This window comes from Candidatus Fermentibacter sp. (assembly GCA_030373045.1).
Lineage (GTDB): Bacteria > Fermentibacterota > Fermentibacteria > Fermentibacterales > Fermentibacteraceae > Fermentibacter.
On record JAUCPW010000001.1, the window covers coordinates 1 to 25,701 of the forward strand.

General features: G+C 66.1%; 20 protein-coding genes and 2 tRNA genes. 9 read left to right on the forward strand and 13 right to left on the reverse strand.

Annotation, left to right across the window (positions count from 1 at the left end):
* Nucleotides 1-147: 147 nt before the first annotated feature.
* From QUS11_00005 to QUS11_00050, 10 genes are all read right to left on the reverse strand, one after another.
* On the reverse strand, nt 148-1,767 hold the full coding sequence (locus QUS11_00005) for a hypothetical protein (protein MDM7991678.1): 1,620 nt from the start codon (nt 1,765-1,767) through the stop codon (nt 148-150).
* A gap of 72 nt (nt 1,768-1,839) precedes the next feature.
* Nucleotides 1,840-2,724, reverse strand: coding sequence for a hypothetical protein (locus QUS11_00010; GenBank protein MDM7991679.1), 885 nt, complete (start codon nt 2,722-2,724; stop codon nt 1,840-1,842).
* A complete protein-coding gene (locus tag QUS11_00015; protein MDM7991680.1) occupies nt 2,694-3,845 on the reverse strand; it encodes a ComEC/Rec2 family competence protein in 1,152 nt (383 codons plus the stop codon). Before QUS11_00015 ends, QUS11_00010 begins: the two co-directional genes overlap by 31 nt.
* Nucleotides 3,835-4,380, reverse strand: a complete 546-nt coding sequence (locus QUS11_00020; protein MDM7991681.1) for a lamin tail domain-containing protein — start codon at nt 4,378-4,380, stop codon at nt 3,835-3,837. The genes QUS11_00015 and QUS11_00020 overlap by 11 nt, the downstream gene beginning before the upstream one ends.
* A gap of 102 nt (nt 4,381-4,482) precedes the next feature.
* Nucleotides 4,483-5,406, reverse strand: a complete 924-nt coding sequence (locus tag QUS11_00025) for a hypothetical protein (GenBank protein ID MDM7991682.1) — start codon at nt 5,404-5,406, stop codon at nt 4,483-4,485.
* Between the two features lie 18 nt (nt 5,407-5,424).
* Nucleotides 5,425-6,696 carry a glycosyltransferase gene (locus QUS11_00030; protein MDM7991683.1) on the reverse strand — a complete coding sequence of 424 codons (1,272 nt, stop codon included), beginning with the start codon at nt 6,694-6,696 and terminating at the stop codon, nt 5,425-5,427.
* A 292-nt stretch (nt 6,697-6,988) separates the two neighbouring features.
* Nucleotides 6,989-7,252, reverse strand: coding sequence for a hypothetical protein (locus tag QUS11_00035; protein ID MDM7991684.1), 264 nt, complete (start codon nt 7,250-7,252; stop codon nt 6,989-6,991).
* A gap of 21 nt (nt 7,253-7,273) precedes the next feature.
* Nucleotides 7,274-8,494, reverse strand: coding sequence for a glyceraldehyde 3-phosphate dehydrogenase NAD-binding domain-containing protein (locus QUS11_00040; protein MDM7991685.1), 1,221 nt, complete (start codon nt 8,492-8,494; stop codon nt 7,274-7,276).
* A 40-nt stretch (nt 8,495-8,534) separates the two neighbouring features.
* Nucleotides 8,535-12,695 (reverse strand): PEP/pyruvate-binding domain-containing protein, encoded by a 4,161-nt coding sequence (locus tag QUS11_00045; GenBank protein ID MDM7991686.1) that lies wholly within the window; start codon nt 12,693-12,695, stop codon nt 8,535-8,537.
* A 78-nt stretch (nt 12,696-12,773) separates the two neighbouring features.
* On the reverse strand, nt 12,774-14,471 hold the full coding sequence (locus tag QUS11_00050) for a M3 family oligoendopeptidase (GenBank protein MDM7991687.1): 1,698 nt from the start codon (nt 14,469-14,471) through the stop codon (nt 12,774-12,776).
* A gap of 135 nt (nt 14,472-14,606) precedes the next feature.
* Between QUS11_00050 and QUS11_00055 the strand changes: the two genes are divergently transcribed.
* Nucleotides 14,607-16,784 carry a DUF5916 domain-containing protein gene (locus QUS11_00055; GenBank protein MDM7991688.1) on the forward strand — a complete coding sequence of 726 codons (2,178 nt, stop codon included), beginning with the start codon at nt 14,607-14,609 and terminating at the stop codon, nt 16,782-16,784.
* A 221-nt stretch (nt 16,785-17,005) separates the two neighbouring features.
* Here the strand turns inward: QUS11_00055 and QUS11_00060 are convergent.
* A tRNA-Ser gene (locus QUS11_00060) sits at nt 17,006-17,096 on the reverse strand.
* Nucleotides 17,097-17,271: 175 nt separating this feature from the next.
* Between QUS11_00060 and QUS11_00065 the strand changes: the two genes are divergently transcribed.
* The 7 genes from QUS11_00065 (at nt 17,272) to QUS11_00095 (ending at nt 22,757) form a co-directional block, all read left to right on the forward strand.
* On the forward strand, nt 17,272-18,078 hold the full coding sequence (locus QUS11_00065) for a 4Fe-4S binding protein (GenBank protein ID MDM7991689.1): 807 nt from the start codon (nt 17,272-17,274) through the stop codon (nt 18,076-18,078).
* 90 nt (nt 18,079-18,168) lie between these two features.
* Nucleotides 18,169-18,663: a 4Fe-4S binding protein gene (locus tag QUS11_00070; protein MDM7991690.1), complete on the forward strand. Its 495-nt coding sequence runs from the start codon at nt 18,169-18,171 to the stop codon at nt 18,661-18,663.
* Entirely contained in the window at nt 18,664-18,897 is a 234-nt protein-coding gene (locus QUS11_00075; protein ID MDM7991691.1) for a 4Fe-4S binding protein, read from the forward strand. It abuts the gene before it with no gap.
* Complete coding sequence (locus QUS11_00080; GenBank protein ID MDM7991692.1) at nt 18,881-19,123, forward strand: 4Fe-4S binding protein; 243 nt, start codon at nt 18,881-18,883, stop codon at nt 19,121-19,123. The genes QUS11_00075 and QUS11_00080 overlap by 17 nt, the downstream gene beginning before the upstream one ends.
* Nucleotides 19,123-20,328 (forward strand): hypothetical protein, encoded by a 1,206-nt coding sequence (locus QUS11_00085; GenBank protein MDM7991693.1) that lies wholly within the window; start codon nt 19,123-19,125, stop codon nt 20,326-20,328. The genes QUS11_00080 and QUS11_00085 overlap by 1 nt, the downstream gene beginning before the upstream one ends.
* 51 nt (nt 20,329-20,379) lie before the next feature.
* The gene (locus tag QUS11_00090) at nt 20,380-21,507 is read left to right on the forward strand and encodes a sulfite exporter TauE/SafE family protein (protein MDM7991694.1); all 1,128 of its coding nucleotides are present in this window, start codon (nt 20,380-20,382) and stop codon (nt 21,505-21,507) included.
* Nucleotides 21,508-21,554: 47 nt separating this feature from the next.
* Nucleotides 21,555-22,757 (forward strand): aldolase/citrate lyase family protein, encoded by a 1,203-nt coding sequence (locus tag QUS11_00095; protein MDM7991695.1) that lies wholly within the window; start codon nt 21,555-21,557, stop codon nt 22,755-22,757.
* A gap of 21 nt (nt 22,758-22,778) precedes the next feature.
* Here the strand turns inward: QUS11_00095 and QUS11_00100 are convergent, their stop codons facing one another.
* Both QUS11_00100 and QUS11_00105 read right to left on the reverse strand, forming a co-directional pair.
* Nucleotides 22,779-24,224, reverse strand: a complete 1,446-nt coding sequence (locus QUS11_00100; GenBank protein ID MDM7991696.1) for a 4Fe-4S binding protein — start codon at nt 24,222-24,224, stop codon at nt 22,779-22,781.
* A gap of 65 nt (nt 24,225-24,289) precedes the next feature.
* On the reverse strand, nt 24,290-24,793 hold the full coding sequence (locus QUS11_00105) for a hypothetical protein (protein ID MDM7991697.1): 504 nt from the start codon (nt 24,791-24,793) through the stop codon (nt 24,290-24,292).
* A 230-nt stretch (nt 24,794-25,023) separates the two neighbouring features.
* On the opposite strand from QUS11_00105, the gene QUS11_00110 reads away from it, so the two are divergent.
* Nucleotides 25,024-25,101 (forward strand) — tRNA-Asp (locus QUS11_00110).
* Nucleotides 25,102-25,701: the final 600 nt, after the last annotated feature.

Here is a 25,701-nt window from a genome sequence, read left to right on the forward strand (position 1 = left end):
CCCCCCCCCCCCCCCCCCCCCCCCCCCCCCCCCCCCCCCCCCCCCCCCCCCCCCCCCCCCCCCCCCCCCCCCCCCCCCCCCCCCCCCCCCCCCCCCCCCCCCCGGGAAACCGGACGGAGCAGGGCGGCCTACTGCCTCTGATCTGTCCTAGATGTCGAAGTCCGCATCGTCCCGCGGCTCCACCTTGAAGTCCTCGAAGGAGAACCAGCACACTCCGACGATGCTCTGGATCGCTCCTCCCACGGTCGGTTCGTAGGTGTAGTCGCCCATGTCGTCGATCATGCAGGCTCCCGACCCGTCGGTGACGGACCACTGGCCGTAACCCAGGCTGTCGCTCACCACCGTGAGGTTCTGGATCCTGACGAGAACGCTCTCCCACTCCTCGGGCGCAGAGGAAGTCATCATCTCGCCCGTGGTGGCATCGTGGGGGGCGGGCAGCGGATGTCCCGAGGAGACGATCTCGGCGTCGGTGATGTATGACAGTTCCGTGAAACCGTAGTATTCCTGGACGGTCCCGGTCACCACGACGCTGTCACCCCGGGCGAAGCCCGAGATGTCGTTGTCGTAGAGTGCGAGCCCGCTCCATCCGCCGCCGCCCTCGTCCTGGATGACCGCATAGTCCTGGGACGAGGAGTAGAACTCGTCACCGCCCACGGTGACGATTCCCGTGACACTCACTATCTGCCCGAGATAGGGCGACTCGGCCACCTGCCCCTGGACCTCGTAGCAGGAGAGCACCTCGCCGGGGCCCGTTCCCCCCCCGACGTCGAGGTCGCCATCGTCCCTGGGTTCGAGCTTCCATTCGCTGTAGCTGTACCAGAGCACGCCTGCGGCGCTGAAGAGCGTGTCGCCCACGGTCGGTACGTAGCTGTAGTCGCCCATGTCGTCGACGATGCACTCGCCGGACCCGTCATCCACGTTGAACTGCCCGTAGGAGCCCACCGAGATCACGACCGCGTCGGTGATCTCGACCAGTACGGCCTCCCATTCCTCGGCTCCACCGGCCTCGGTCAGGTTTTCGGAGGCGACTGCCGACGGCGCGGGCAGATCGGCATCGGAGCCGAGGATATCGATGGATGTCGCATAACCGAGCTCGGTCATCCCGTAGTATTCCTGGACGGTTCCCGTGATGGCGATGCTGTCGCCCCTGACGAGACTCTCCACGCTGTCGCCGTAGAGGACCAGGCCGCTCCACGGTCCGCCGGACGGATCCGAGAGCACGGCATAGGGAGATGTGGAGGAGTAGTATTCGGTGCCTCCCACTGTGACCACGCCCGTCACAGTGACGACCTGGCCCTCGTAGGGCGACGAGGCGGCCATGCCCTGCACCTCGGCGCAGGTCAGCCAGTCGCCGGCGGCTCCGGAGTCGGGAGTGACGGCCGTGACCTCGTTGCTCCAGCTCTCGAGGCCCTCCGTGTCGCGGGTGACGAGGGCGTAGTAGTACGTGTGGCTCCACTCGAGCCCGGTGTCGGTGAACACCGTATCGGAGGCCGAGGTGTGCGTGGCGGCGATCACTGCGCCGGTCTGGTCCTCCTCGATGCCGGACTCTTCCGACCTGTAGAGGCGGTACTCCTCGAAATCCTCGTCGGGACACTGAGTCCAGCTCGCCAGTACCGAATTCGTCGAACCCGAGGCGTCGGCGTCGAGCACCGAAGCCTGGGGCTCCTCGCCGGTTCCGGCAGGACCCTGTTCGTCGTCGCCGCAGGAGGCCGCCAGGGTGACGGCCGCTGCCAGGATCAGCATCCTCGTCCTCGCAGAAGAAGGCATCTCCGACCTCCGGTTGAGTGAATCCCTCGTCGTGCTATCCTGACCGAATATCGCCCGGAGGGATGTCGACGGCTAGAAGGAGGCGGAGAGCCCGGCCAGCACCGGCCAGCCGAACTCGTCGCGGGATACCGAGATATCCAGCCGGTAGGATCCGGAGGATTCGTAGACGTAGCCTGCCCCGAAGAAGGGGCCCGAAGCATCGGGCTCGTCCGCGGCGAGCTCCCAGCCGCCGGATACGGCTACCGGGCCGGCGGGGACCTCGGCGGCTGCCGAGAGCCTCGAGGCCGTGAAGAATCCGAGGGATCCCCCGCCCACGAGCCGGAGGAGGGCCGATGGCCTCCACGACGCTCCGAGCGTGAGCCCGGTGGGCATGTTCTTCCTTACGCCGTTCCACTCGGGCGCGCTGCCCAGGTTGTCGATGGACAGGCCCAGTTCCAGCCCGGGGACAGCGTCGCTGTAGAGGCCGATCGTGGAGGTGAGGCCCGTCGCCCCTTCTGCGTCGGCGCTCTCCCACACCGGGCCGAGCGAGGCTCCGGCCCTGAGCCCTGGCAGCAGGACGGTGGAGAAGGAGGCCGACAGGCAACCCGTCGACCAGGAATACTCTCCCGTGGGCATGCCCGCCTCGTCCCTGCCCTGGATGCCTCCGTGGCCGAGCCACTGGATCGCCAGCCCGGCGGTGGAGCCTCCCCCGGCGGAGAAGGCGGCCGCCGCACCGGCGGTGGAGGACTCGAGCCGGGCGGTCCCGCCCGATGCGGTGATCCCGGGGGTGAGTGCAGCGGGATTCGTCGTTCCTGCCGAAGCCCCGGCCGTGACCGCGCCCGCGGCGATGCCGAGCCTCGCGGTCGCGGCGAAGGGATCGGCGCAGAGCACCAGGGCGTCGGCCGTGCCCGTGGAGGCTGCGGAGACGCCCGATGCGAGCAGGGCGGTCAGCGCACCATGGAGAAGTACTCGACCCATCTCCCCCCGCCTCCGTCCTCCAGGACGGCTGCATAGAGCCCGGGAGAGGCGAGCGAGCCTCCGTCCAGGGAGAGGTCCCACTCGACCGAGAGGTCCCCGGTCTCACGGTTCATCACGGTCTCCCCCGACAGGTTCACGACTCTCAGGGTGTATGTCGGAGAGCCTCCGGACGCGGGCCATCGGAAAGTGACATGGTCGGAGCAGGGGCTGGGATAGGCAACGAAGCCGGCAGGATCCCCGGGGGTCCCGCCTCCGGGCAGCGACTGGAAGTAGAGGCTGTCGCCGTCGGTCGAGATGAAGAACGTACCCAGCAGGTCCGTCCTGAAGATGTCGATGTCCCGCCCCATCAGCCTGGCGATCACCTCGCCGTGGGGATGCCCGAAGGGATTGCCTGCGCCGACCTCTATCGCAGCCCAGTCGGGTGAGACCGCCGCGAGCCACTGCGTCGAGGTGGAGGTGTAGGAGCCGTGGTGGCCCACCTTCAGGACGTCCGAGGCGACGCTGTCTATCAGGCCGAGAGCCAGCGCCTCGAGTACGACGTCCTCGCCGCCCTCGGTCTCGAGATCGCCGGCGAAGAGGAAGCTCACATCCAGGTAGGAGAGCCTGAGCACGATGCTTGCGTTGTTGATGTTGCCCGGATCGAGAGGATCCACCGGGTGCAGCACCTGCACCGAGAGATCCGGACCCCAGTCCAGGGAATCGCCCCTCCGGAGGATGCGGAGGCCCGACCCGCAGGCCTCGACGGCGTCCATGAACTCTTCGTAGACGAATGAGCCGGAGTCGAATCCGCTGTCCCAGACGGAGTCGACCGGGACGGCCTCCAGTACGGAAATCAGCCCTCCGATGTGATCGGAATGCGGGTGGGTCGCGACGATGCCGTCGAGATGGGAGATGCCCAGGCTGTCGAGGAGGGGGAGGACCCTGGACTCCCCGCAGTCCCAGAACGGGTCGGACCCGTGGTCACCCCCGTCGATGAGATAGCTCCCGCCCGACGGGGTCCTCACGAGCATCGCATCACCGGAGTAATCGGCGTAGCCGGGATCGATGAAGAAGACCGTCAGCGGATCGGATGCAGCCGCCGACGCAAGGGCCAGCGCCAGGAGGAGGGATCTACTGGACAAATGCCTTGATGAAGGCCCAGGTATTGGACGCGAAGGAGTTCTCGTAGACGCTGTTCTTCTCGCCCGGCGTGCCCTTGTCGCCGTCGCCGAACGAGAACAGGGCCGCGGCCCAGCTCGATGAGAGCCCGACGGTCCAGTTCGGGTTGATCCTCTCGCAGGAGCATCCCGGCTCGACAGGCCAGGACGAGTCGTAGACGAGGGTCTCCGCGGTCTGCCCTCCGGGCTCGATCAGCATGAGCGAGCCGGTGGCCGATATGCCGAAGCCCGAGTAGACCTGGTCGGGAGAGTAGCCGCCGTTGCGCCCGGAGTCACCCGAGGAGCCGAGGACGACATATCCGTCGGGGGGCACGAGATAGGTGCCGCAGATGATCTGGATGCCGCTCTGGTTGCGGATCCGCCACCCCGAGAGGTTCACGTAGTCGTCGGATCTGTTGTAGATCTCGATCCACTCCCCCTCCGCCTCCGTGGCCGAAGAGAGAGGGGTCGCCATGAACTCGTTGAAAACGAGAGCCGACGAGGACAGATCCTCCGGCATATGTGGCTGAACGCCTGTCGAGACGCAAGCAATCATCAGCAGGATCATTTCATTCCCTCTGTCCCCGGGGCCGGCGGCAGCAGTGATGCGGGCATCCGCCCGTCATTCCGCGTCTCCGGACCCGCCCTCCATAGCCCTGAGCAGCTCCTCTATCTCCTGGAGGGCCCGCCGCCTCTCCTCCTCGAGCTGCCTCAGAGCCTCCTCGTCCTGTGTCCTGCGCAGGCGCTCCGTGGGCTCGAGCGTCGTCCTGTTGAAGAACGGCCCTAGCTCGAACTCGGCGGCGAGCGTGAACTTGGAGTTCTGCATCACGTCGGTCTGATCCCTGTCGTCGCCCCTGAGCGACTGCTCGAACTCGGCCAGGCAGGCCGCGACGGACACCTTTCTGTTGATGGCGTAGCGGGCGCCGAAGTTGGCATCCCGGCCGTCCCACTCCACCGCGAGCGAGAAGACGTTCGAGGGATGGATCTCCACGGCCATGAAGAGGCCGGGTACGGGATTGGCGAAACCGTCGGAGTCCTCTTCCTGGATGAACCGCCCGGAGCCCCATCCGAGGTTCAGGCAGACCGGCACATGGGCGAGGTAGTCCAGGCTCTTGGTCACCACGATGTATGCGGATAGGTTCTGGCTCTGCGGATACTCGTACAGCGCAGAGTCGCCCTCGAAGAACTCGTAGTTCTTCTCGCCTATCAGGTTCTCGACTCCGACCGCGATGCCGGGCCGGGTGATGGACTCACGGAGGGCCAGGACCCTGGCCTGCCCCGAGAAGCCGCCTGCGCCCAGATAGGTTGCGCCGAGCTGTATCCGGTCGATCAGGCCCACCTCGACATGTCCGCCCAGGGCGAAGTCCGATTCGTTCGAGCCGTTGGGGTTCTCGTAGCCATAGGCGGTGAATCCGAGCCCTACGGCCACCTGGGTATGCTCGAGGACGCCGGCCACGGGGGCGTCGAGCATACCGTACCTGGCGAAGGGCAGAGAACCCGCCAGCACGCTCGAAGCGGCGCACGCCAGAATTGCGAAGTATCTCATCAGACCTCCCTGGTCGTCCTAAGATAACCCGCCCCGGCCGCGGGGCAAAGCCCCGTCACTCCCGGAAAGAGGATCCAGCGCCTGCCGCACTGCTCCGGCGAAATCCCTCCGGTTCCTCCTGTACTCGACCAGCTCGTCCCGCGTCCGGTCGGACATGGCCTGCAGCGCGCCCCTGTCCCTGAGCAGGCCGGCCACCCGTTCGGCACTCGCAGCAGGGTCGTCGAAGTCCAGACAGGCAATAGGCCCGCCGGCCCCGATTCCCGAAAGCGACTGGGGAACGGCAGCCACCGGCATCAGGTACGACATCGCGTCGAGGATCTTCATCTTGATCCCCGAGCCCAGCCTTATCGGGCAGAGGTAGAGGTCGTGGGAGCAGTGCAGTCCGGGAAGCGCATCCCCGTCGACGAAGCCGAGGTACTCGACCCCCTCGCGCATGATCCCCAGTTTGCCGGCCTCCTCCTCCGAAAGGCCGCATACCGAGAGTACGGCATCCGGCTCGAGCCTTCGGAGCGCCGGCATGAACCGGCCTGCCAGCCATCTCAAGGCGTCTAGATTCGGGAAGTACCGGTGCGAGCCGATGAACAGCAGCCTCCTGCCCGATTCCGAGCCTTTCCACCGCTGCTCCCTCACGGGGATCGGCTCTTCGGTCAGCACCACCCTCGTTCCGGGGTATGTCCGTGAGTACCACTCCGCATCGTTCCCGGATATCGATATGACGGCGCTGACGAGCTTCATCAGGTGCCTCTCGTAGATGACCGTCTTCAGGTACTCGCCCAGGAAGAACAGGCGCAGCGGGCTGAGGATCCCCTGGAACCTCAGCTGGTCCAGGGCGATCCGCCGCTCGACGTTGTGTGTGACGCAGATGACGGGGATCCTTCCGAAGGCCTCGCGGGGGATCATCTCCAGCCCCGAGATGTGCTCGCAGACGATCGCGTCCAGGCCGCGCCCGAGCAGGTCCCTCACGTGGGCTATCGCCGCGTCGCTCCTCCTCACCCTGCAGATCCTCGGTTTCGGCGAGAGCAGGAACGAGATGAGCGCCCTCGCCCCGGCGGCGAATCCTTCGGAGACGTGCGGCAGGCTTCGCGGGAAGACCTCGGTCTCCAGCCCGATCCCGCGGAAGTGGCCCGCCTGATCGGCGCGGTCCCCGTCCGCGTCCAGCAGCACGAGGCTTGCCGATACGCCCGGCGATCCTGAGAGTTCCATGATGTGGTTGAGGAAGGACACCTTGCCGCCCTTGTCGGGGGGCCAGGGGACCTCGACCACTATGTGTGCGATCCTGAGTTCGTCCAAGAGCGTATCCTCCAGCAGCGGAGCCGGCCCCGGGGCTCGTCGTGCGCGCATCCTAACCGCGGGGTGCCTTTCCGTCAAAGCCCTCGCCCGCCACGGCCGGGCTGCCCGTCTTGCCACACGCGGCGGTGCGGGGCATGCCCGGCCGGAATCCGCGGGACCGCCGCCGAATGCGGCGCTGCAACCGACGACTGGGGGCGGGATGCCGGAGGACGGCATCCGTGATCATGGCGCCGGGCCTCGCCTGCCGGCTCCTCACCCGGGAGCAGCCCGGCAGGCCATCCCCGCCCGGCGATCAGAAGCCGTTGGTGCTCGATTTCTCCGGCGGCTCGATCTCGACCCTCTCGCGCCCGGGCTCGACCGTCTCCTCGAACGTCCATCCCGGCGGCAGCCCGAATCCCCTCATGGACATGATCCTGTAGACGGTCACGCCCCTCTTCGGCGAGAACCTGGAGACCACGCAGGAGGCCGCCCCCCTCGCGCAGGCTTGTCTGACCGCCTCGGCCAGGGCTTCGCCGCGATCCGTGAAGAGTGCCGGTCCGGGCCTTCCCTGTCCCATCCCGCCCGTTTCCCCTGCCCGCTAGAGAGTCGAGGCGATGTAGGAGGTCAGCTCCCCGAGCCGGTGGGTGTAGCTGCCCATCTCGTTGTCGTACCAGCCGAAGATCTTCACGTGGGTCACCGGGATGCTCTCGGTCCGCTCCCCGTCCGTCGCGGGCAGGACCACGTCCACGAAGCCCGTGCGAGTGTGCGTCTCGACGGCCTCGATGACGACGGCCGCATCCTCGCCCTGCACGTCGGACGAGACGTTCTGCTCCTCGCTGTACCTCACGAGGCCTGCAGCCTCGCCCAGCGAGGCGTCCCGATAGATGTCGTTTATCGCGTCACGGTCGATGAGCGGCCTGCCCTCGCCGTCCATCCCGGACTGGAACGTGATGTTGAGGATGATCAGGCTGACGGTGGAGGTGGGGATCCTCACCGAATCCGCCATGAAGCCTATCCTCGAGATCTCGGGCAGCACCTGCTCCAGGGCCTTGGCAGCCCCGGTCGAAGTGAGGACGATGTTGGACAGGCCGGCCCTCGCCTTCCTCATGTCCTTCGCCCCGGAGTCCGGGACGGCGTCGAGGACCGGCTGGCTGGGGGTTATCGAGTGTACGGTGCTCATCCCGGCCGTGATCATGCGGCGGGTCAGGTCCCTCTCCAGCAGGGGCCGCATCATGTGCGCAAGGGCGGTCGTGGTGCACGATCCGCCGGAGACGATCGTGTGCCGCCCCGGCTCGAACCTGTGGTGGTTGATGCCGTAGATCATCATTATGGCGTCGTCGGGATCGGGGGCGTTCTTCTGCCTGCTCTTGAAGGGCGCACTCTGGATCACGGCCCTGGCCCCGGCCGCCAGATGACCTCTCAGCGCTCCTCCCGGAGTGTCCGCCTCGGCGTGCTGATCCACGAACCTGCCGGTGCAGTCCACCACGAGGGACACCCCGTTGTCCCGCCAGGGGATGTCCTTCGGGTTGCGCGCCTCCCTGAGGATCCGCACCTCCCGCCCCTGGATCGAGAGGATGCCCCTGCCCTCGTCGACGATCCTGCAGTCCCTGGATGCATTGAGTCCGCCCAGCCACCTGTGCAGCAGCCCGTAGGTGCTGTCCTTGACGATGTACTGGGTCACCGAATCGAGCGACGTCCCGACCTCGCGCCCGGTGTTCACTACGAAACGGTCGAAGTCATGGCGCCCCAGGTGGTGCCACAGGGTCAGCTTCCCGATCCTGCCGAGCCCGTTGATCCCGAGTACACGCTGTCCGCTCATGGTGCCGCCTCCCTGGTATTCGATCGAGCTGGTTCCTCCGTCAGATCGGCCGGGCGGTGACCGGCAGCCTCCCGGGGAAGATGTGGCCGGTCCGCCCGTCGATGCTGAGCCAGTCCCCGGGCTTCATCTCGAGTCCTGCGAGCCTGGCCGAGCCCTTCTGTTCGTCCACTTCGAGCCTGTGGCAGTCCACCACGGCCGTCTTTCCGAGCCTTTTCGCCGTCACAGCCGCGTGGGACGTGGCTCCTCCCCTCGCGGTCAGTATCCCCTGGACCTTCACGATCATCTCGATGTCCTCGGGGACCGTGTCGGGCCGCAGCAGCAGGATGCTCTCGCCCGGACTCCCGGCGAGCAGCATCTCTATCTGCTCCCTGTTGACGGCGACCCTGCCGGAGTAGGCTCCCCCGGATACTCCCATCCCCAGTGCGACGGGCTCTGCCGGAGATCCCGCGTCGGAGACGAAGTAGGGGGCATCGGAAGCCGGCTCCGAAACCATGGGCCTCTTCTGGAGGAAGTACAAGTCCCCGCCCGAGGGGGACTCGAACGTGAATTCGATCTCCTGGGGATCGTACTCCCTCAGAGAAACGATGTCCCGGGAGGCTTCCAGCAGGGTCCGGTAGACGTCGGGGAAATCCTTTTCGAGTGAGTTCTCCACCCCGTCGTAGAGGCTGCTCCCGAGGCGCTGGGCCTCGGAGATCGGCATGGGGGAGACCAGACCTCCGACCAGGTCCTCCCCCTGGCTGCAGGTCGTGAAGTCGCCGAAGAGCCTCACCTGGCGGGTGTACCGGTCGTGGGGATTCCTGGTGAATGTCACTCCGGAGCCCGAGAGCCTGTTCCTGTTGCCGAAGACCATCCTCTGGAGGATGACCGCGGTCCCCCAGTCGTCCGCTATGCCCGTGCAGGAGCGGTAGAACCTGGCGTGCGGCGAATCCCACGATTCGAGCACCTTGTGGATGCAGGCCACGACCTGTTCGAAGGGATCGTCCACGAAGGCGACTCCCAGGCCCTCCGCCCGCGTGCGGTAGGCGGCCGCCATCTCCCGCATGTGCTCCGGGGCGAAATCCATCTTGAGCTGTACGCCGTAGCGCTTCTTGAAATCGATCATGATCTCGTCGAAGACCTCCCGGTCGTGCCCGAAGCTCATGGCCCAGGTCTGGACGAAGCGCCTGTAGGAGTCCCAGGCGGCCCAGGCGTATCCCTCCCTCTGCGACAGGGCTTCCGTCAGATCGGGATTGAGCCCCACGTCCACGAAGGTCGTCATGAAGCCGGGCATCGAGATCGCCGACCCGGAGCGGATCGAGAGGATCAGGGGGCGGTCCCTGTCGCCCAGGCGGAGGCCGGTCTTCTCCTCCATGTCGTCCAGGGCGCGGCGGATCCGCCCTATCGTGTCCCTGTACATCGGGCCGTAGGACATTGCGGGAAGCGCGGAGAACAGCTCGGCCGTGATCACGAAGCACTCCGGCACGTTGAGGCCGTAGGCGGCCAGGTGCTTCAACCCCAGGCCCTTGTAGCCCAGCGTCATCTGGTCGTCCACCGCTGGCCGGCTCTCGTGGAGGGGCGAGATGAGGCAGTCGGGGTCGTAGTTCATCATGCGGGTAAGTGCATCGGGGCTCAGGCTGCCGGCGAGGTCGGAGATCTGGCGGTACTTGTCGCCGACGTACCTGTCCAGGGCCTGGATCCCCTGGGCCGAGACGAGCACTTCGCGGAGGACGATCTCGGACACGGCGTCGACGGTCATCCCACGGGCCTCGCACTGCCTGGGATCGTTCGAGAGCACTATCCGCAGTATCTGGTCGTGGCTCAGGATCGAGGCCCTCGAGAGCGAGCTGACGCTCTGGACGAGGAAGAGGAAGATGTTCCTGTACTGGTGGAAGGTGATGTTGTGCCAGGAGAAGCTCGCTTCGAGGAGACCGATGCTGGCCGTGAACGTGCGGGTGTTCACTCCGTCCAGCGCGAGCACCCTGTCGAACCGCCTGAGGTCCTTGGCCATCTTCCTGAGGGAGGCCCTGTTGACGAAGGGGATCTCCGGCTGGGAGACGAGGTCGTCCAGCAGCCTCGCCAGGAGCGTCTCGAGCCTGAAGGTCAGCCCGAGCGCCTCGAACTTGGGCTCCGAGTAGGAGCCGTACATCGAGGGGATGCCCGCGGCGATGTGCCTCTTGTGATAGATGTTCTCGACCGCCGCGGAGGGTGCGGGGTCGAGGACGATCTCCTTGAGCTGCTCCATGACGTCGAGCATGGCGTCCATGAGGGCATCCCTCTGCTCTCCGCGCGGGTCCTGGCGCCAGGCCCGGAGCGAGTCCGAGAATGCCCTGCGCGCCTCCGTGTCCAGCCCGGTGTGGTCGAGGACCGTCTTCTCGAGGGAGTCGGTGGAGAAGGAGTACTTGCTGCGGAGGAGCTGGTAGAGCCGTATCATGAGTGCGACCCTGGTCCTGTCGGCCTCCGGCAGATGGCCCGCCTCCTCCATCCGTTCCGCGAGGGACTGCGGGGACAGGGTGGCCAGCCCCTCTATCAGCTCCCCCACGGGATCTCCGCTGTCGAGGTCGCCGCAGGGTCCGCCCCAGTGCTCATGGAGCCTCGCCAGCACCCCTCCCGGGCCCTTCGCATGCTCGTGCTCCCTCAGCACGGCCTCGAACACGCTCCCGGAAAGGTACCTGCGGAGGGGGGATGCGTCGGAGGTGGCCCAGTAGCGGAGCACCGACCGGCTGAAGTCGACCAGCCTGCTGGACGACTCGGCGTGGGTCTGCTTCCTGAGGAAGTGGATCAGGGAGTCCCTCCTGCCGCAGATCTCGTCGATTCTCGTGGATACGGACCTGAGCTCGCCCTCGGCCCCGAGGTCGCTGAAGTAGGAGGGGAACGTCCTGAGGAGCTGCTTGGCCACGAAGTAGACGGGCCCGATGTCGGCGTTCAGGAAACGGGTGATGTCCCTCTGGAACAGGTCCGTGTCGGATATGAACACCCCTCCCAGCCGGAGCTGCACGTTCAGCGCCGCTGCGAGCTGCTCGTAGAGCGCGGGGTTGGATTCGATTATCCTCATCCAGCAGCGGATCTTGGGCAGATGGTACGGGTTGACGACCGTCTCCCACTCGTCCGTCGCCTCGCCCACCTCGGGGTACTGGAACTTCCAGTAGAGGATGTCCTCGATGATGTGATCGGCAGCCTTGGTGTTCCCCGCCCTGCCGATGGCGGTGCCGATCGCCTCGTAGCACTGGAACCTCCGGATCAGGAAGCTGTCCTCCCTCCGGCCGAAGAACCCCTTGAGCCTGCTCAATATCCTGTGGACGTCGGCATGCCTGTCGGGCTCCATCAGGTCCTTGACCACGAGGAGGAGCGTGTTCAGGACTTCCTGCTGCCTGTACCCCAGGCTGTCGTCCTTCAGGTAGTAGAGGCAGACCAGGAACCTGTCGCCCGGGTCGTCTATCTCGAAAATGCCCGCGACCGCCCGGTCGACCAGGTCGGAGAAGGAGGGAAGGGCCCCTGACAGGAGGTCCCGGGGCTGCGCCTCCGAGAGAGCCGATTCGAGGGCGGAGAGCTCGCCCGCCGACAGGAAGGAGAAGGAGGAGACTATGAGGTCGGGCTCCGCGAGCCCTGTATCCTCGCTCCGGCTCCAGCTCGCCACGTCCAGGTGGTCGCGCGCGTACCGGTACCCGAGCCCCAGCACCGACCTGTAGAGGTTCTCGAGCGGTTCCGCGAGCCCCGGGAACTCATGCCCTCTCCTGTAGAGCTCCCTGAGCAGCGAGTCGCGTTCGAGGAAGGCCCCGGGAGACTTCGAGAGCAGCGAGGACAGGTCTGCACAGAGATCGGGCACCAGCTTCGAGTACTCCTCGCCGTGGCGCCCCGCGACTGCCGTGGATGTCCACAACAGGGCGATGCGGAGCAGGGCGGAGGTCTGCCTCTCCTCGAGGGGGCTCCTTATGAGGCCGGAGAGGAGTTCCGCCAGGAGCCGGAAGAGGACGGCCCTGTCCGGAACCTGCTCGACGTATGCCCAGTCGCGGAGGAGGATCGTCTGGAAACCCTCGACGAGCGTGTCGATGTTCCTGAACTCGTGGAAGTACTCGGTGAGGGTGTCGACCATCGTGCCGCGCACGCCGTGGAACTTCTCGACGGCGGACACGAGAGGCGAGAAGCGGTCGGGGATGGCCACCTTCCTTGCCGTATCCGCGATGTTGGCCCGCAGCGCATCGGAGTCGGGTATCGGATCCCTCATGGCGTTCCCTGCGAATCCCCGGGCACTCCACCCGGACCTGCCGGCGTCCGGGGCCTCCGGCCGGCGGGTCGTGCGAGGCTATAGCCCGCCGTCCTCCACCGAGTCAAGCCATGCCGCGACCGGGCCGATCGTCGCCCCCACGGCGCCGTCCGCGAACGGGTTCCGCAGCCCCGTGGCGGACAGGAGCTCCGTGAACGAGCGGCTGCCGCCCCGGTCGCAGAGCCCCGTGTAGGCTTCCATGGCCAGGTCGCGTGCGGCACGGGCCCTTCCCCAGAACTCGAACGCGCACACCTGGGCGAGCGTGTAGTCGATGTAGTAGAAGGGATCCTCGAAGATGTGGCCCTGCCTGAACCAGAAGCCCCCGTCCTCGAGGAAGCCGTCGCCGTCGTAGTCGCGCCAGGGCAGATACCTGCGCTCGACACCCCTCCAGGCCGCCCGCCTCTCGGACGGCGAGGCCGACGGATTGCCGTAGACCCAGTGCTGGAACTCGTCCACGGCGGCGCCGTAGGGGATGAACAGGACCGCGCCTTCGATATGCGAGAACCTGTACTTGTCGGCGTCCCCCCCGAAGAACCTGTCCATCCAGGGCCAGGCCAGGAACTCCATGCTCATGGAGTGTATCTCGCATGCCTCGAGGGTGGGCGAAAGGTACTCGGGCACCTCGAATCCCCTCGAACGGTATGCCTGGAAGGCGTGTCCGGCCTCGTGCGTCAGCACGTCCACGTCGCCGCTCGTCCCGTTGAAGTTGGAGAAGATGAAGGGCGCCTCCTCCCTTGCGATATAGGAGCAGTATCCCCCCCCGGCCTTGCCGCTCCGTGTCTCGAGGTCCATCAGCTCCCTCTCGACCATGCCGTCGAAGAACTCCTTCGTGGCGGGGGACATCTCGGAGAACAGCTCCCTGCCGCGGTCGAGTATCCACGAAGGACCTCCCCCGGGCACGGGATTGCCCGACGGGAATCCGAAGCTCTCGTCGAAGAACTTGAGGGACGGCAGGCCGATGCGCGCAGCCTGCCTGTTCCTCAGGGCCGCCGCCAGGGGCACGATCGTGCCGAGCACCTGTTCCCTGTAGCCTGCCACCATCGCGGCGTCGTAGTCGGACCTTCCCAGCCGCGCGTACGCCAGGGGGACGAAGCCCGGGAAGCCGAGTCTCCCGGCGATGCCGTCCCGGAGGTGCACGAGTCTGTCATAGATGCCGTCGAACTCCTCGATGTGGGTCGAGTAGAAGGAGCTGACCGCCTCGGCGGCGTCCCTCCTCACACCTCGATCCGTGGATTCGATGAAGGGGACCATCTGGGGAAGGTTGCGCACCTCGCCCATGAAGTCGATGCGGGCGCCCGCCTTGAGCTTGACATACTCGCTGCAGAGCCGGTTCTCGGCCTGGAGGTCGCCCAGCACCTCGGGGCTGAAGGTCGAGAGATGGAGCTCGGCGAGACGGAAGAGCTGAGGACCCCACCTGCGCTCCAGGTCGGGCCTGAACCGCGACGCGACGAGTGCGGCATAGAACCGGCTCTTGATACCGGCGTAGACGGGCATGAGCTCGTCGGCCGCGTCGTTCTCCGCGTCGTAGAAGGCATCGGCCGTGTCGATGGTGTGCCTGATCCGCCCGATGGCGACCATCGACTCGAACATGTTGCGCTCGAGGTTGATCTCTGCCATGAGCCCGTCCTGGACCCCCGCCGAGGATGCACCCGCGAACCGGGTCACCAGATCGTCCATCCTGGCTTCGAAGGCATCCCTGTCGGGTCTCCTGTACTCGAAGTCGACGAACCGCTTCATGCCCATCCTCCGTCTCCGCCAAGCCCGGCGGCAATGGATGATACTCGAAGCGCGGAAGCGGTCAACGCTCTTCTGTGGCAGACAGGACCCGGGAAAGCGTATCTTCCTTCTTCAGCTCTGGAGCAGGGAGGTCTCATGCCCGCACTGATGCTCTCCTTGGTCTGCGCGGCGGCTCTCGGAACTCCCGAGCTCCGCGCGGTGAGGGTCGAGGAAGCCCCCTCCGTGGACGGCCGCCTGGACGACGCCGTCTGGGCCTTCGCCGCACCGGTGTCCTGCCTCTTCACGCAGTACGATCCCGAGAACGGCGCTCCGATGTCCGTGGAGACCGGGATCTCCATCCTCTACGACGACGATGCGGTGTATTTCGGCTTCGAGCTCTCGGATCCCGATCCCGCGGGGATGATGGAGGCGCTCTGCCCGAGGGACGATTACGCCACGGGCGAGTGGATAGCGATCCTGCTGGACACATGGGGCGACGGCCGCGAGGCGTCGAGCTTCGAGGTCAGCCTTGCCAACTCCCAGCTCGACTCCAGGATCAGCCCGTTCGGCTACTGGGACTACAGCTGGGATGCGGTGTGGAAGAGCGGCACGAGCCGCACCGCGGACGGCTGGTCGGCGGAGATCGCCATCCCCTTCAGCTGCCTGCGCTTCTCCGGGTCGGAAGGGGAGCAGCCCTGGACCGTCAATTTCCAGCGGATCAGGGGCGCGACCAGGGAGAACGGCTGGTTCGTGCTGTCCGATACCCAGCAGATGGCCAGGCTCGAGACATTCGCCCCGATATGCGGCATCTCGGGGGTGGACCGTTCGCTGGGCATCGAATTCCGCCCGTACGGGTCGGCGAGGCTGCTCAGAACTGTGGAGGCGGACTCCTGGGACTCCGATCCGGATGCCGGCCTGGACGTCAAGGTCGGTATATCCAGCGGGGTCGCGCTCGATCTCACGGTTCTCCCCGACTTCGGACAGGTCGAGGCCGACGAGGCGGAGATGAACCTCTCGCACTTCGAGCTCTTCCTCGACGAGCGCAGGCCGTTCTTCATGGAGTCGGAGGACATCTTCGAGATGCCGTTCGAGATGTTCTACTCGAGGCGGATAGGGGCTGCCGCCCCGAACGGCGAGGTCACACCGATAGCCGGCGGGTTCAAGCTTTCCGGCAACCTCGGCGGCGGGTACAGGTTCGGCTTCCTGGATGCGGTCACCTCGTCGGTGTCGGAGGATTCCGTCACCATCGAGCCTGCGGCCAACTACTCGATCCTGCGGGCGATGCGCGAATCCGGCTCCTACGACTACATAGGCGTGGCTGCGGTTGACCGGTATTCGTGGGCCCAGGACGGCATACCGGCCTGCGAGAGCCGGGCATTCGCCGTGGACGGCAGCATCCTGATCCCCGGCAACCATCTCCTGCACGGGGAGGTCGCGGGCTCCTCGGGCACCGGTCTCGAGGGCGACGCGGCTTACGAGATCTCGTTGAGCAGGGTGAGGAGCAACTTCACGTACGACGGCGGCTTCTCGTACGTCGGAGAGGACTTCGACGTCAACGGCACCGGCTTCACGACCCAGACCGGCTACTGGGACGGCTGGGCGAGCGCCTACCGCTCGCTGACGCCTGGAGGCTTCTTCAGCAGGGCCGGCTACGGGCTCTCGGCCTACTATGCGGAGCTCGACAGCGGCGAGATCATCAGCAGGAACATCTCCGCAGACGTCGATGCAAGCCTGCCCGGCGGCGCCAGCTTCGGAGCCGGAGCGGGTCTGGACGGGGGCACGTTCGATCAGTACGAGGGCCCTTCGGGGCGCTGGTACGACGGCAATGCATCCGTCTACGCCTATGCGGGCACCGGCAGGTTCCTGGGCATGAGCCTCTTCGCCGACGCCGGCACCGGAGGGTACTGCAACGGGGGCAGCTACGCCGACTGCGGCCTGCATTACTCGATCAGGCCCTCCGAGCCGCTCGTCCTCTCGCTCGAGGGCGACTGGTACAGGACCGAAGGCGCGGACAGGTACAACTGGGAGGCCGGAGAGTGGGACGTCAGGGACACGGACTGGCGGTCGCTGGTCTTCAGGGCCGGGTACATGTTCGGTCCCGACATGGACGTCAGGCTGTTCTCCCAGCTCTCGGAGTTCGAGTCGGACTTCGCGCTGACGGGGGAGACGGAGAGCGGGGAGCTCACGGCCAACATGCTCTTCTCCTGGCGCTACAGGCCCGGCAGCATGCTGTACCTGCTGGGGGAGAACAGGTACGACGAGGAGGATGACGGCGGGTTCGGCTCCCCGGACCTGGGCATATTCGCGAAGCTGACCTGGTTCCTCCCCGTCTAGTCCGGTGTCAGTAGTCCGGTGTCAGAGGAAAAAACGTAAAGTAATCAGGCATTTGGAATAGAAGACCGAAATTGCTTGCTATTATATGTATGAAAACAATATAAGATCGATGCAATCCATTGCCGGTCTTTTGTTTAAGGATTGTGCGGATTGCATCGTCTCGAGGGTCCGATAACACGATTCTGATTACTTTACATTTTTTCCTCTGACACCGACCGATGTGGCGGAGGGGGTGGGATTCGAACCCACGGACCCCACTAGGGAGTCAACGGTTTTCGAGACCGCCCCGATCGACCTCTCCGGCACCCCTCCGCACGGCCCCGAATATCCGCTTTTGGGCACCCTCGTGCAAATCCGGTCTTGCCCTGCCGGATGACTCGTTCTATTTTCACAGTGCTTTGACCCGATGCCGGAACCTCACCCTGCATCGCGGGTTGTTGATGGCAGGTACGTCAGTGTGACTCAACTCGGCTCTGCGGGAGGAACGATGCACCGCATGATACTGGTCGCCTCCGTGATCCTCGCCGCGGCCTGCGCCTGCCTCAGCGCCGGCGACGGAAGCGGGCCCGCTCCGAACTTCGCTTCGACACTCCTTGTGGACACCGGCTATACGCCCTATTCCGGCATCTCCTGGAACAGGGGCGAGTATCCCGTATTCGTCCTGCACTGGACCCCGTCCGAAGAGGCCGATCACTACGAAGTCCGCGTCTCGACGGCCCGTATCGACGAATCGAACTGGGACGTCGCCGTGCCGGTCGATACCGTGGCGGGCGGCCAGGATACCTGCTGGGTCTCCCTCGATCCCGTGGTGTTCGAGAACACCTGCATCGGCTGCGGCCTCTGCGTCGATGCCTGCCCCCAGAACGCAATGACCCTCGTCGGCGGCCGCGCGGTGATAAACCCCGATTCGTGCACGTCCTGCGGCCAGTGCGTGCTGGTCTGCCCCGTGAACGCGATCACCGACACGAAGTACGACACCTGGTACTACTTCGCGATCCGCGCCTACTCGGCGTCGGGCGCCCCGTCCGCCGATGTCGTCTGCACTGCCGACGCCTACAGGATAAGGTACTTCGACGACATCTCGCGATGCCAGCACTGCAACAACGAAGGAACCTCCACCTGCTATGCCGTCATCAACACTCCGCCCTGCCCCGTTGATGCGATCTACTGGGACGAGGACTTCTACATCTACATCGACACCACGAAGTGCATCAGCTGCGGCATCTGCTTCGAGCACTGCAGGACCGACGGCCTGTACTCCATAAGCAACTACGTGGAGTCATCCGCACCGTAGACGATGCATCCGGGATGCGGTTCCGCGGCATCCGGTCCCCGTGATCGACCGCACCGGACCGCCCGGAATGGGAAGGAACTGAAGGGAGAGATGCTTGTGAGGTTCATCCCGATTACCGCTCTCGTCCTTGCCGCTGCAGCCTCCGGAGCAGGCATGGCCTTCTCGACCGATTCGGGCAAGCCGGTCGTCTCCTGGGATGCGGTCGACACTTCATGGGATCATCTCGAGATCAGGGTCTCCGCAACACCCTTCGACGAAGCGGCTCCCGCGAAGGGCTCCGTAGTCTCCCTGATCGCCGCCGACAGCATCTCCGGCGCGTTCCCGCTCGAGGCCGAACTCGCGGGCAGCTTCGCCGTCGAACCGGAGATCTGCATCGGCTGCGGCCTCTGCGTGTCGGCATGCCCCGTCTCCGCAATCACGCTGGTCGACGGCAAGGCCCTCATCGACCCTGCGGCCTGCATAGCCTGCGGGCTCTGCGCCTCCTCATGCCCGGTCTCGGCCATCCTCGCCCCGTCGGCATCCGCGCATTTCGCCCTGCTCGGAGTCGACGCCGAGGGGGCCGCTACCCTGCTGGGGTCGATCTAGGTGCCGCTGCGCAAGTTTCTGCTGCCTGTGCTACTGCTGGCGATGGCGGCGCTCGCCCTCGCCGGGACGAAGTACAGGATAGACCGTACGCGCTGCACGGGATGCGGCGACTGCGACAGGATCTGCCCCGTCGATGCCGTAGAGATCGTGGACGGCTACTCGACCATCGATCCCGATGCCTGCATAGGCTGCGGCATGTGCCTGGGGGTGTGCAGCCATGACGCGGTACGCTAGCCTCGCGGGCCTGCTTGTGCTGCTTCTCGCCGCTGCCTGCAGCGGTCCCTCGGACACGACGCAGCTCGTCGTAGACCCCGATCTCTGCATCGGCTGCGGCGAATGCGAGGAAGTGTGTCCCTACGGCGCCGTGGAGGTCGTCGACGGCCAGGCCGTGATCGACCCCGTCCTCTGCCACTTCTGCCTGAGGTGCGTCGAGGAGTGTCCGAAGGGGGCGATCTACTGATGAAGAGGCTCTCTCTGATCCTGCTCGTGCTCTCCGCCGCCGCCTGGTCGGCCGCGCTGGAGCAGTTCGTATCCCTGTCGGTCGAATCCGACAGCCTCGGGTTCTCCCCCGGCCGCAGGCAGGCCCTGTGGAACGGCATGATCTCCGAGGGCTCCTGGGGCGTCAGGGTCACCGACAGGTATCTCGATGCCGACAGCGGTGGACTCGTCCCCCGGCGCTTCCTTGGCAGGAACGACCTGCTGGTGGATGGTGACGCCAGGTTCGGCGCCCTCACCGTCAGCCCCGGCTTCAGATGGAACACCGCCGCGGGCGACGGCCTCGACTTCATCCTGCCCGACCAGCAGGGCACGGTGCTCGACCGTTCCTACACGAGGCCCGAGCTCGGTCTCGGAGTCTCACTCCCCCACGGGTTCGGCGCGTTCGTCGAGGGCAGCCTCGTCGAGCGCAGCCTCGAGTACCCCGACGGCTCCTCCCTCGGCTGGTCCGGCCAGGGCGCCGAGGGCTACGTCGAGTGGGACGCCCCGGGCCTCTTCTGGGCCAGGGCTGGAGGCTCCTTCCGCAAGCACTCGAGCGACGACATCGGCTTCGATACAGACTGGTCCGGGGTCGGCGCCGCCGTTGGCATCCGGACCACCGTGCTGCCCGCAAGGGTCCAGCTCGTCGGCCAGGCCGAGTACGGTACCCTTTCTGGGGAGGACTACCTGGGGGGCGACCTGGGCGAGAGGGCTTCGCTCCGGTTGCGCGCCGTCAGGTCCTTCACCCCCGGGATGGCGCTGGACATGACCGTGTTCTCGTCTCTCGACCATCGCGACGGGGCCTGGTACAGGGCGGCCTCCTCGGGTGCCGCCCGGCTCGTCCTCACGCGCGGGAGGCCCGGGGAGATACCCAGCCAGCTCGTGCTGGGGGGCCAGGTGACTTCCTCGTCGTTCACGACCGCACGCTTCGAGGCCTCGGGCAGGCTCCACCTGGTCGAGGGGCTGTCCACCCTGCTCTCTGCCACGGCCCGCAGGATCCCGACAACCGTCGCGGGCGCAGGGCCCGAACGCGACTGGGTGACCCTGGGCGCCGGGCTCGAATACAGGTTTTCCACCCTCGCGGTCGTCTGGGCGAAGGTGCAGCAGGAACGGACGATACTGGTCGACACCGAGGACTGGACGAGGCTGGACGCCGGGATCCAGTTCTGGCCGCCTTCCATCAGTATCTGAATTCACTCTCCAGGGGCCCCGGCGCCGGCCGGGGTCCCCAGGAAGCCGCCGATGACACTAGACCCACTGATCCGCGGAGCCGCCCTCGGCCTCGCCACCGGTACCGCCTGTCTGGCCTCCTGCGGCCCTGTCTACGGCGCATACCTCCTGTCCGAGAAGAGATCGGGCCCGGAGTCGCTGCGCGTGCTCCTCGAGCTCAACCTGGGCAGGTTCCTGGCCTATGCCGCCTTCGGAGCCCTTTTCGGCCTGCTGGGAGGGTCGCTCCCCGTCTCGATAAGAGGACCCCTGGCGGCGGCAGGGTACATCCTCTTCTCCATCTATCTCCTGCTCTCCGTCGTCCGCGCAAGGAAGTCGTGCGGCGGGTGCTCCACTTCCAGGCTCACCCGCATCACCCGGAGCCCGCTCCTGCTGGGCGTGCTCACCGGCCTCTCGGTATGCCCCTCCTTCCTGATCGCGGTCACGGGCGCCTTCGAATCCAGCGGCCCCGTCAGCGGTGCCATGCTTTTCACCGGCTTCTTCGCCGGCACGACCGTCTACATGCTTCCATTCGCCGTGCTCGGCCTGTTCACCAGGAAGGCCTGGTTCACCACGGTCGCGAGGGTTCTGGCAGTCGTCGTATCGGTCTACTTCCTGGCCGTCGGTGTACGCATGGCCCTTGCTCTGATCGGTCCCGGCGGATCGCAGACCTCCGGCACCGCGGGCCTTCCCTCCGACGGGGGAGGACCGGCATACGCGGCGCTCGAGGAGGATACGCTCTATTTCGTGGGCATCACGGGCGACCCGGCCGATCACGCACAGGATCTCGCCGTGTTCTTCGGCTCGCAGGGAGGCCCCGGGACGGTCTTCGTCGCCGTCGACCCGGCCGATCCGACGTCGTTCGCCGGGCGCATCCCCGAGCTTTCCCCGGTCATCGTGCCCTGGTGGGTCGACCCGAGGAGCGGGATCGCCCTCGAGCCCTGGCAGGCCGAGTTCGCATGGGTCGTGGAAGCTCGCAGATACAGGGCCTTCGCCGTCGAGTACGAGCCGTGGTGCGAGGACAGGGCCGGGACGATCCGGTCGTTCCTCGACAGATACAGCTTCAGTGTGGCGCCCGATTCCGGATTCACCTTCCTGATGCAGAACACCCTCGAGTGTCCGCCGGATTCCTGCGCGACTTGCCCCCTCGGGGCGTTCGAGTAGCCTGACCCGCGCCTGACGCGGGTCCAGGCAGTTTCATGGAGGAAGAGATGCCCACGGATTTCAGTGCTGGTTATGCCGGACCCAAGGTCAAATCCGACTGCCTGGTCACCTTCGCGCCCGGAGAGGGCGCCCTGGAAGTCTCGATCCCGGGAGAAGCGGATCACGCCCCCCTCGAGGCGGCCGTCAGGGCCGTTGCCGACAGGATCGGCGTAAGCGGGAGGGTGACGGTGGAGGATTCCGGGGCCCTTCCCTTCGTTGCGGCCGCCCGTTTCGAGGCGGCGGCGAGGAAGGCGCTCGGCGGCGGCCTGACCACCCTTCCACCCGCGGCGGTCTTCCAGCCGTCGCCCAGGGTACGCCCCCGCAGATCGCGGCTGTACCTCCCGGGCAACCGCCCCGAGTTCCTGCCCAAGGCCGTCTCGTCTGGCGCGGACGGCGTGATACTCGACCTCGAGGACAGCGTCTCCCCCGACAGGAAGTTCGAGGCCAGGATACTGGTGGCCCATGCCCTCGCATCGATGGACTTCGGCGGGGTGGAGATCATGGTGCGCATCAACCAGGGGGCCGAGGGCGACGAGGATCTCGCCTGGATCATCCCGCAGAGGGTTCAGCACGTGCTGGTGCCCAAGGTCGAGACCCCTTCGAGGATCTCCGATGTCCGCGCGCTTTCCGAGAGGATCGCGAAGCGATGCCACAGGCCGGGGCTGCCATGGTTCATGCCCATCATCGAGAGCCCCCTCGGGATCCTCTCGGCGCTGGACATCGCCCGCGCGGTGCCCGAAACCGCGGCCCTCACCCTGGGCCTGCAGGACCTGACCGCCGAGCTGGGCGTGAGACCCACCCCCGGGGGACGCGAGAGCTTCTTCTCGCGCAGCATGATAGTGCTCGCCGCCAGGGCCGCGGGGCTCCAGCCCATCGACACGGTCTACGCCGACGTGAAGAACGAGGAGGGGCTCAGGGCCTCCATCGCAGAGGCCCGCGAACTGGGCTTCATCGGCAAGGGCTGCGTCCATCCCGGGCAGGTCGCCGCCATCAACCAGGGATTCATGCCCGACGCGGAGTCGATCGAGTACGCGAAGAAGGTCGTGCTCGCCATGGAGGACGCGCAGAGCCGCGGCCTCGGCGCCGTCGCCCTGGGCAGCAAGATGATCGACCCGGCCGTGGCCAGACAGGCCGAGGCCACGGTTTCCGAAGCCGTCATGTTCGGGATGATCCCCGAAAACTGGAGGGATGCCGCGGGAACGGGCGAATAGGCCCGGGCGGCAGGGGCCGCCCTAGTCCCCCTTCGTGCCGATCTCGCAGCTTCCCGGGGAAGGCTCGCCCGGCATCCCGCAGGACTGCCCCCTGCGCCCGGTCAGGCGGCAGAGCTTCGTCCACAGGCCGGCCCGGCAGGCCAGTCCGAGTACGAACCCGTAGAAGCACAGATACCGGCAGAAGAACCTGCCCCAGAGGATCGAGAGCACTGCCGCGGCGAGGCCGAGCACCAGGTTCCCCGCGAGGAACAGGGTGAACACGGCCCTGAACGGGTCGACCTCGCAGAAGAGGGCGGCCCAGGGCACGTCGAGGATGCCCCTCCAGGCACACGCCACTGCCGCGCAGAAAAGCAGGAAGAGCACGGTCCTCGCACCCAGCAGGATCCTGTCGAGCTTCCGCCCGGGCTGGGCGAGGCGCAGGATGTCGAGCTTCCAGAGGATCTCCTGGAAGGCCCCCATCGGACAGACCCATCCGCAGTAGACCCTTCCGAAGAAGAGCGCATGGATCACCGGCAGAACGAGCAGCAGGATGCCGGCGATCCCGAGGAAGGATATCGCCGTTCCGCCCAGGGCGTACTGGAACGCGCCCAGTGGGCAGAAGCATCCCTGTACCACGAAACCGAGCAGCAGAAGGCTCAGCGACAGCACGACGAGCCGGGTCGTCCGCGCCCTTCTCCTCATCCTCCTGCCGCCGCGCAGCCTCCGCGACGCGATGGTCGCGAATGCGAGGAGCACCGCCGTGATGCAGAGGATGACCAGGGTCCGCGAGCGGCCGTTCGAGGGATTGCTGCAGGTGTCGTCCGTCCATCTCCCGGTCCAGTGCGGGCAGAGCTGCCTTTCGTACGGGCATGCCGCCGCGGGCGGGAGGCCCCGCGGGCATCCCTCCGAGACGAAGGCCGGAAGGATCCGGGTGGTGTCGCCGGGCGATGCCGCCGTCGTGTCGGTCGTGAGAGGGCCGGGATTGTCGCAGCGTCCGTCGGCGCCCGCATCCCTGTAGAGGGCGCAGGACGGCGCCTCGGCGAAGCAGGCCTGCTCGGGGGTGTAGCCCAGGGGGCACGAGACCACTACGCAGACCGAATCGCCGCCGGCAGACCCCTGCCCGAGGCTGTCGGGAGCAATGACGGCGATGCCACCGGAGTCGGGCGGCAGATCCTCCTGGTCGACAGGTGGAGTCGATGTCGAATCGGGGGCTGTGCCGGGTCCGGTGTCCGGATCGAATCGTACGGTGTCGGCCGGGGAGACGAGAGTGTCCGAAGGCGTGACATCGGGTTCGACAGAGACGGTATCGGGCTCCTCCACCTGGGGCTGCGGACCCGGATTGTCGCACAGTCCGTCTCCGTCGGAGTCGGTGAACAGCCCGCAGGTGGGTGTGGATTCGGGGCAGGCGTTCTCCGGCGGGAAGCCCAGCGGGCATGACGCCAGAGCCGCGGATGCCAGGAAGCAGACGGTCAGGATCGAGGTTCTCATCGGCCCGTCAGAGTCTCCCCGAGTTCAGAGCGGGGCGCCCGGAAGGCGCCCCGCAGCCGGAAGGCCTATTCGAACAGGTACTTGATGGAGGCGAAGGTCGCGTTGTCGAGGTCGTTCGTCCCGCCGAGGATCCAGTGCGGCACGGTCGACTCGAGCCCGCCCGACGGCTGACCGTCGGGGCTGCAGAAGACGGAGCGTCCGTCGGCGCCTGTCCAGTTGTACACGTAGACGGACTGGCTGTCCGGGGTCGCCGTCCACTCGATGTCTATCAGGAGATTGTTGCTGCCGTTGTAGAAGAACGGGGTGTCCAGCGCGGTGGTGAACCACTGGTTCGGACCTATTCCCGAGAGGGTGTAGGTGGACCTGTTGAACACGAGCGTCTTCGACGACGGTACGTAGTTGCTCTCGAAGTTAGTGCCCAGGGCGTCGAGGGTGGTGTATCCCATGTAGATCTTGAAGTTGTTGTAGGATCCGTGGTCCTCGCCCATCGGCGCACGCTTCCAGAGGAGATCCTCGATCGTGATCGCGGTTCCTATCTCGCTGTCGAGCACTACCACCTGGTAGCGCATTCCGGCGGGATATCAACCACCGCAGAAGGGCGTGCTGCCGAGCCCCACATCGCTGCCTATCTCGACGTCGGCCATTGCCGCGGTCGACAGCAGCAGGGCCGCCGTTATCAGTCTCTTCATCTTCCCTCCTTCCTAAGTCTTGAGTTTGAATATAGCCCTGCGGCGTCGCCGGGCAAAAGCGGCTTGACGCCGCGTGCCGCCCGCCCATATAAATCCCGCCTGCAAACGGTGGTCCGGTAGTTCAATTTGGTTAGAGCACCGCCCTGTCACGGCGGAAGTTGCGGGTTCGAGTCCCGTCCGGACCGCCAGATTCTGAAAAGGCCCTTTTCAGCCTCGTTTCCCGGCTCTACGGTTCGCATCAGCGCAATTGCATCTGCAATCAGGCCATAAGGTTGCCTCAGCGACGCCGTCAAGCAACCATCCTTCCACTGGCAGTTCGCAAGTACCGAAAGGGCCACTTTTCTCTTTTCGGGCTTCGGAAGCGCAGAGTACGACGCAGAGGCCATCTTGGCGAGTTCGAAAGTCCTGGAGAGCCTGTCCATGTCTACCGCCTTGTCTGCCTCTATCTCCCTGACCCTGGAAATCTTCTCCGCCAGGTCTGCGGAGTACTCCGCCGCCTTCTTGTCGTAGAGCCAGTCAGGGACTTTTCCTGCTTGCCGATCCTCGTATAGGCTCTCGTATCTGTGGCTTGCCTGAGCTTCGTCAGCCCTGGCATGGGACAATGCCTTAGCGTGGGTTTCCTGCCACTCACGCCTTCTGCGCTCCAGGCAGTGTTCCACCCACCCCAAGAAAGCTTCGCTACCTTCCAGCCCTCGAAGAACGTCTTCGAGACACGCTTCAATACGCTCCTCCCTGACGTATGGCTCGGGGCATTTCCCCCTGTCTGTCTCTTATACACATCTCCGAGC

Excerpts from the sequence above, each read along its gene's own strand:
- QUS11_00050 (MDM7991687.1), bottom strand. The coding sequence starts at position 14,471 with ATGAAGCGGTTCGTCGACTTCGAGTACAGGAGACCCGACAGGGATGCC.
- QUS11_00085 (MDM7991693.1), top strand. The coding sequence starts at position 19,123 with ATGAAGAGGCTCTCTCTGATCCTGCTCGTGCTCTCCGCCGCCGCCTGG.
- QUS11_00095 (MDM7991695.1), top strand. The coding sequence starts at position 21,555 with ATGCCCACGGATTTCAGTGCTGGTTATGCCGGACCCAAGGTCAAATCC.
- QUS11_00020 (MDM7991681.1), bottom strand. The coding sequence starts at position 4,380 with ATGCCGGAGGATCTGTCCTCGTCGGCTCTCGTTTTCAACGAGTTCATG.
- QUS11_00045 (MDM7991686.1), bottom strand. The coding sequence starts at position 12,695 with ATGAGGGATCCGATACCCGACTCCGATGCGCTGCGGGCCAACATCGCG.
- QUS11_00100 (MDM7991696.1), bottom strand. The coding sequence starts at position 24,224 with ATGAGAACCTCGATCCTGACCGTCTGCTTCCTGGCATCCGCGGCTCTG.
- QUS11_00025 (MDM7991682.1), bottom strand. The coding sequence starts at position 5,406 with ATGAGATACTTCGCAATTCTGGCGTGCGCCGCTTCGAGCGTGCTGGCG.
- QUS11_00105 (MDM7991697.1), bottom strand. The coding sequence starts at position 24,793 with ATGCGCTACCAGGTGGTAGTGCTCGACAGCGAGATAGGAACCGCGATC.
- QUS11_00040 (MDM7991685.1), bottom strand. The coding sequence starts at position 8,494 with ATGAGCGGACAGCGTGTACTCGGGATCAACGGGCTCGGCAGGATCGGG.
- QUS11_00035 (MDM7991684.1), bottom strand. The coding sequence starts at position 7,252 with ATGGGACAGGGAAGGCCCGGACCGGCACTCTTCACGGATCGCGGCGAA.
- QUS11_00080 (MDM7991692.1), top strand. The coding sequence starts at position 18,881 with ATGACGCGGTACGCTAGCCTCGCGGGCCTGCTTGTGCTGCTTCTCGCC.
- QUS11_00065 (MDM7991689.1), top strand. The coding sequence starts at position 17,272 with ATGCACCGCATGATACTGGTCGCCTCCGTGATCCTCGCCGCGGCCTGC.
- QUS11_00070 (MDM7991690.1), top strand. The coding sequence starts at position 18,169 with ATGCTTGTGAGGTTCATCCCGATTACCGCTCTCGTCCTTGCCGCTGCA.
- QUS11_00090 (MDM7991694.1), top strand. The coding sequence starts at position 20,380 with ATGACACTAGACCCACTGATCCGCGGAGCCGCCCTCGGCCTCGCCACC.
- QUS11_00010 (MDM7991679.1), bottom strand. The coding sequence starts at position 2,724 with ATGGGTCGAGTACTTCTCCATGGTGCGCTGACCGCCCTGCTCGCATCG.
- QUS11_00055 (MDM7991688.1), top strand. The coding sequence starts at position 14,607 with ATGCCCGCACTGATGCTCTCCTTGGTCTGCGCGGCGGCTCTCGGAACT.
- QUS11_00005 (MDM7991678.1), bottom strand. The coding sequence starts at position 1,767 with ATGCCTTCTTCTGCGAGGACGAGGATGCTGATCCTGGCAGCGGCCGTC.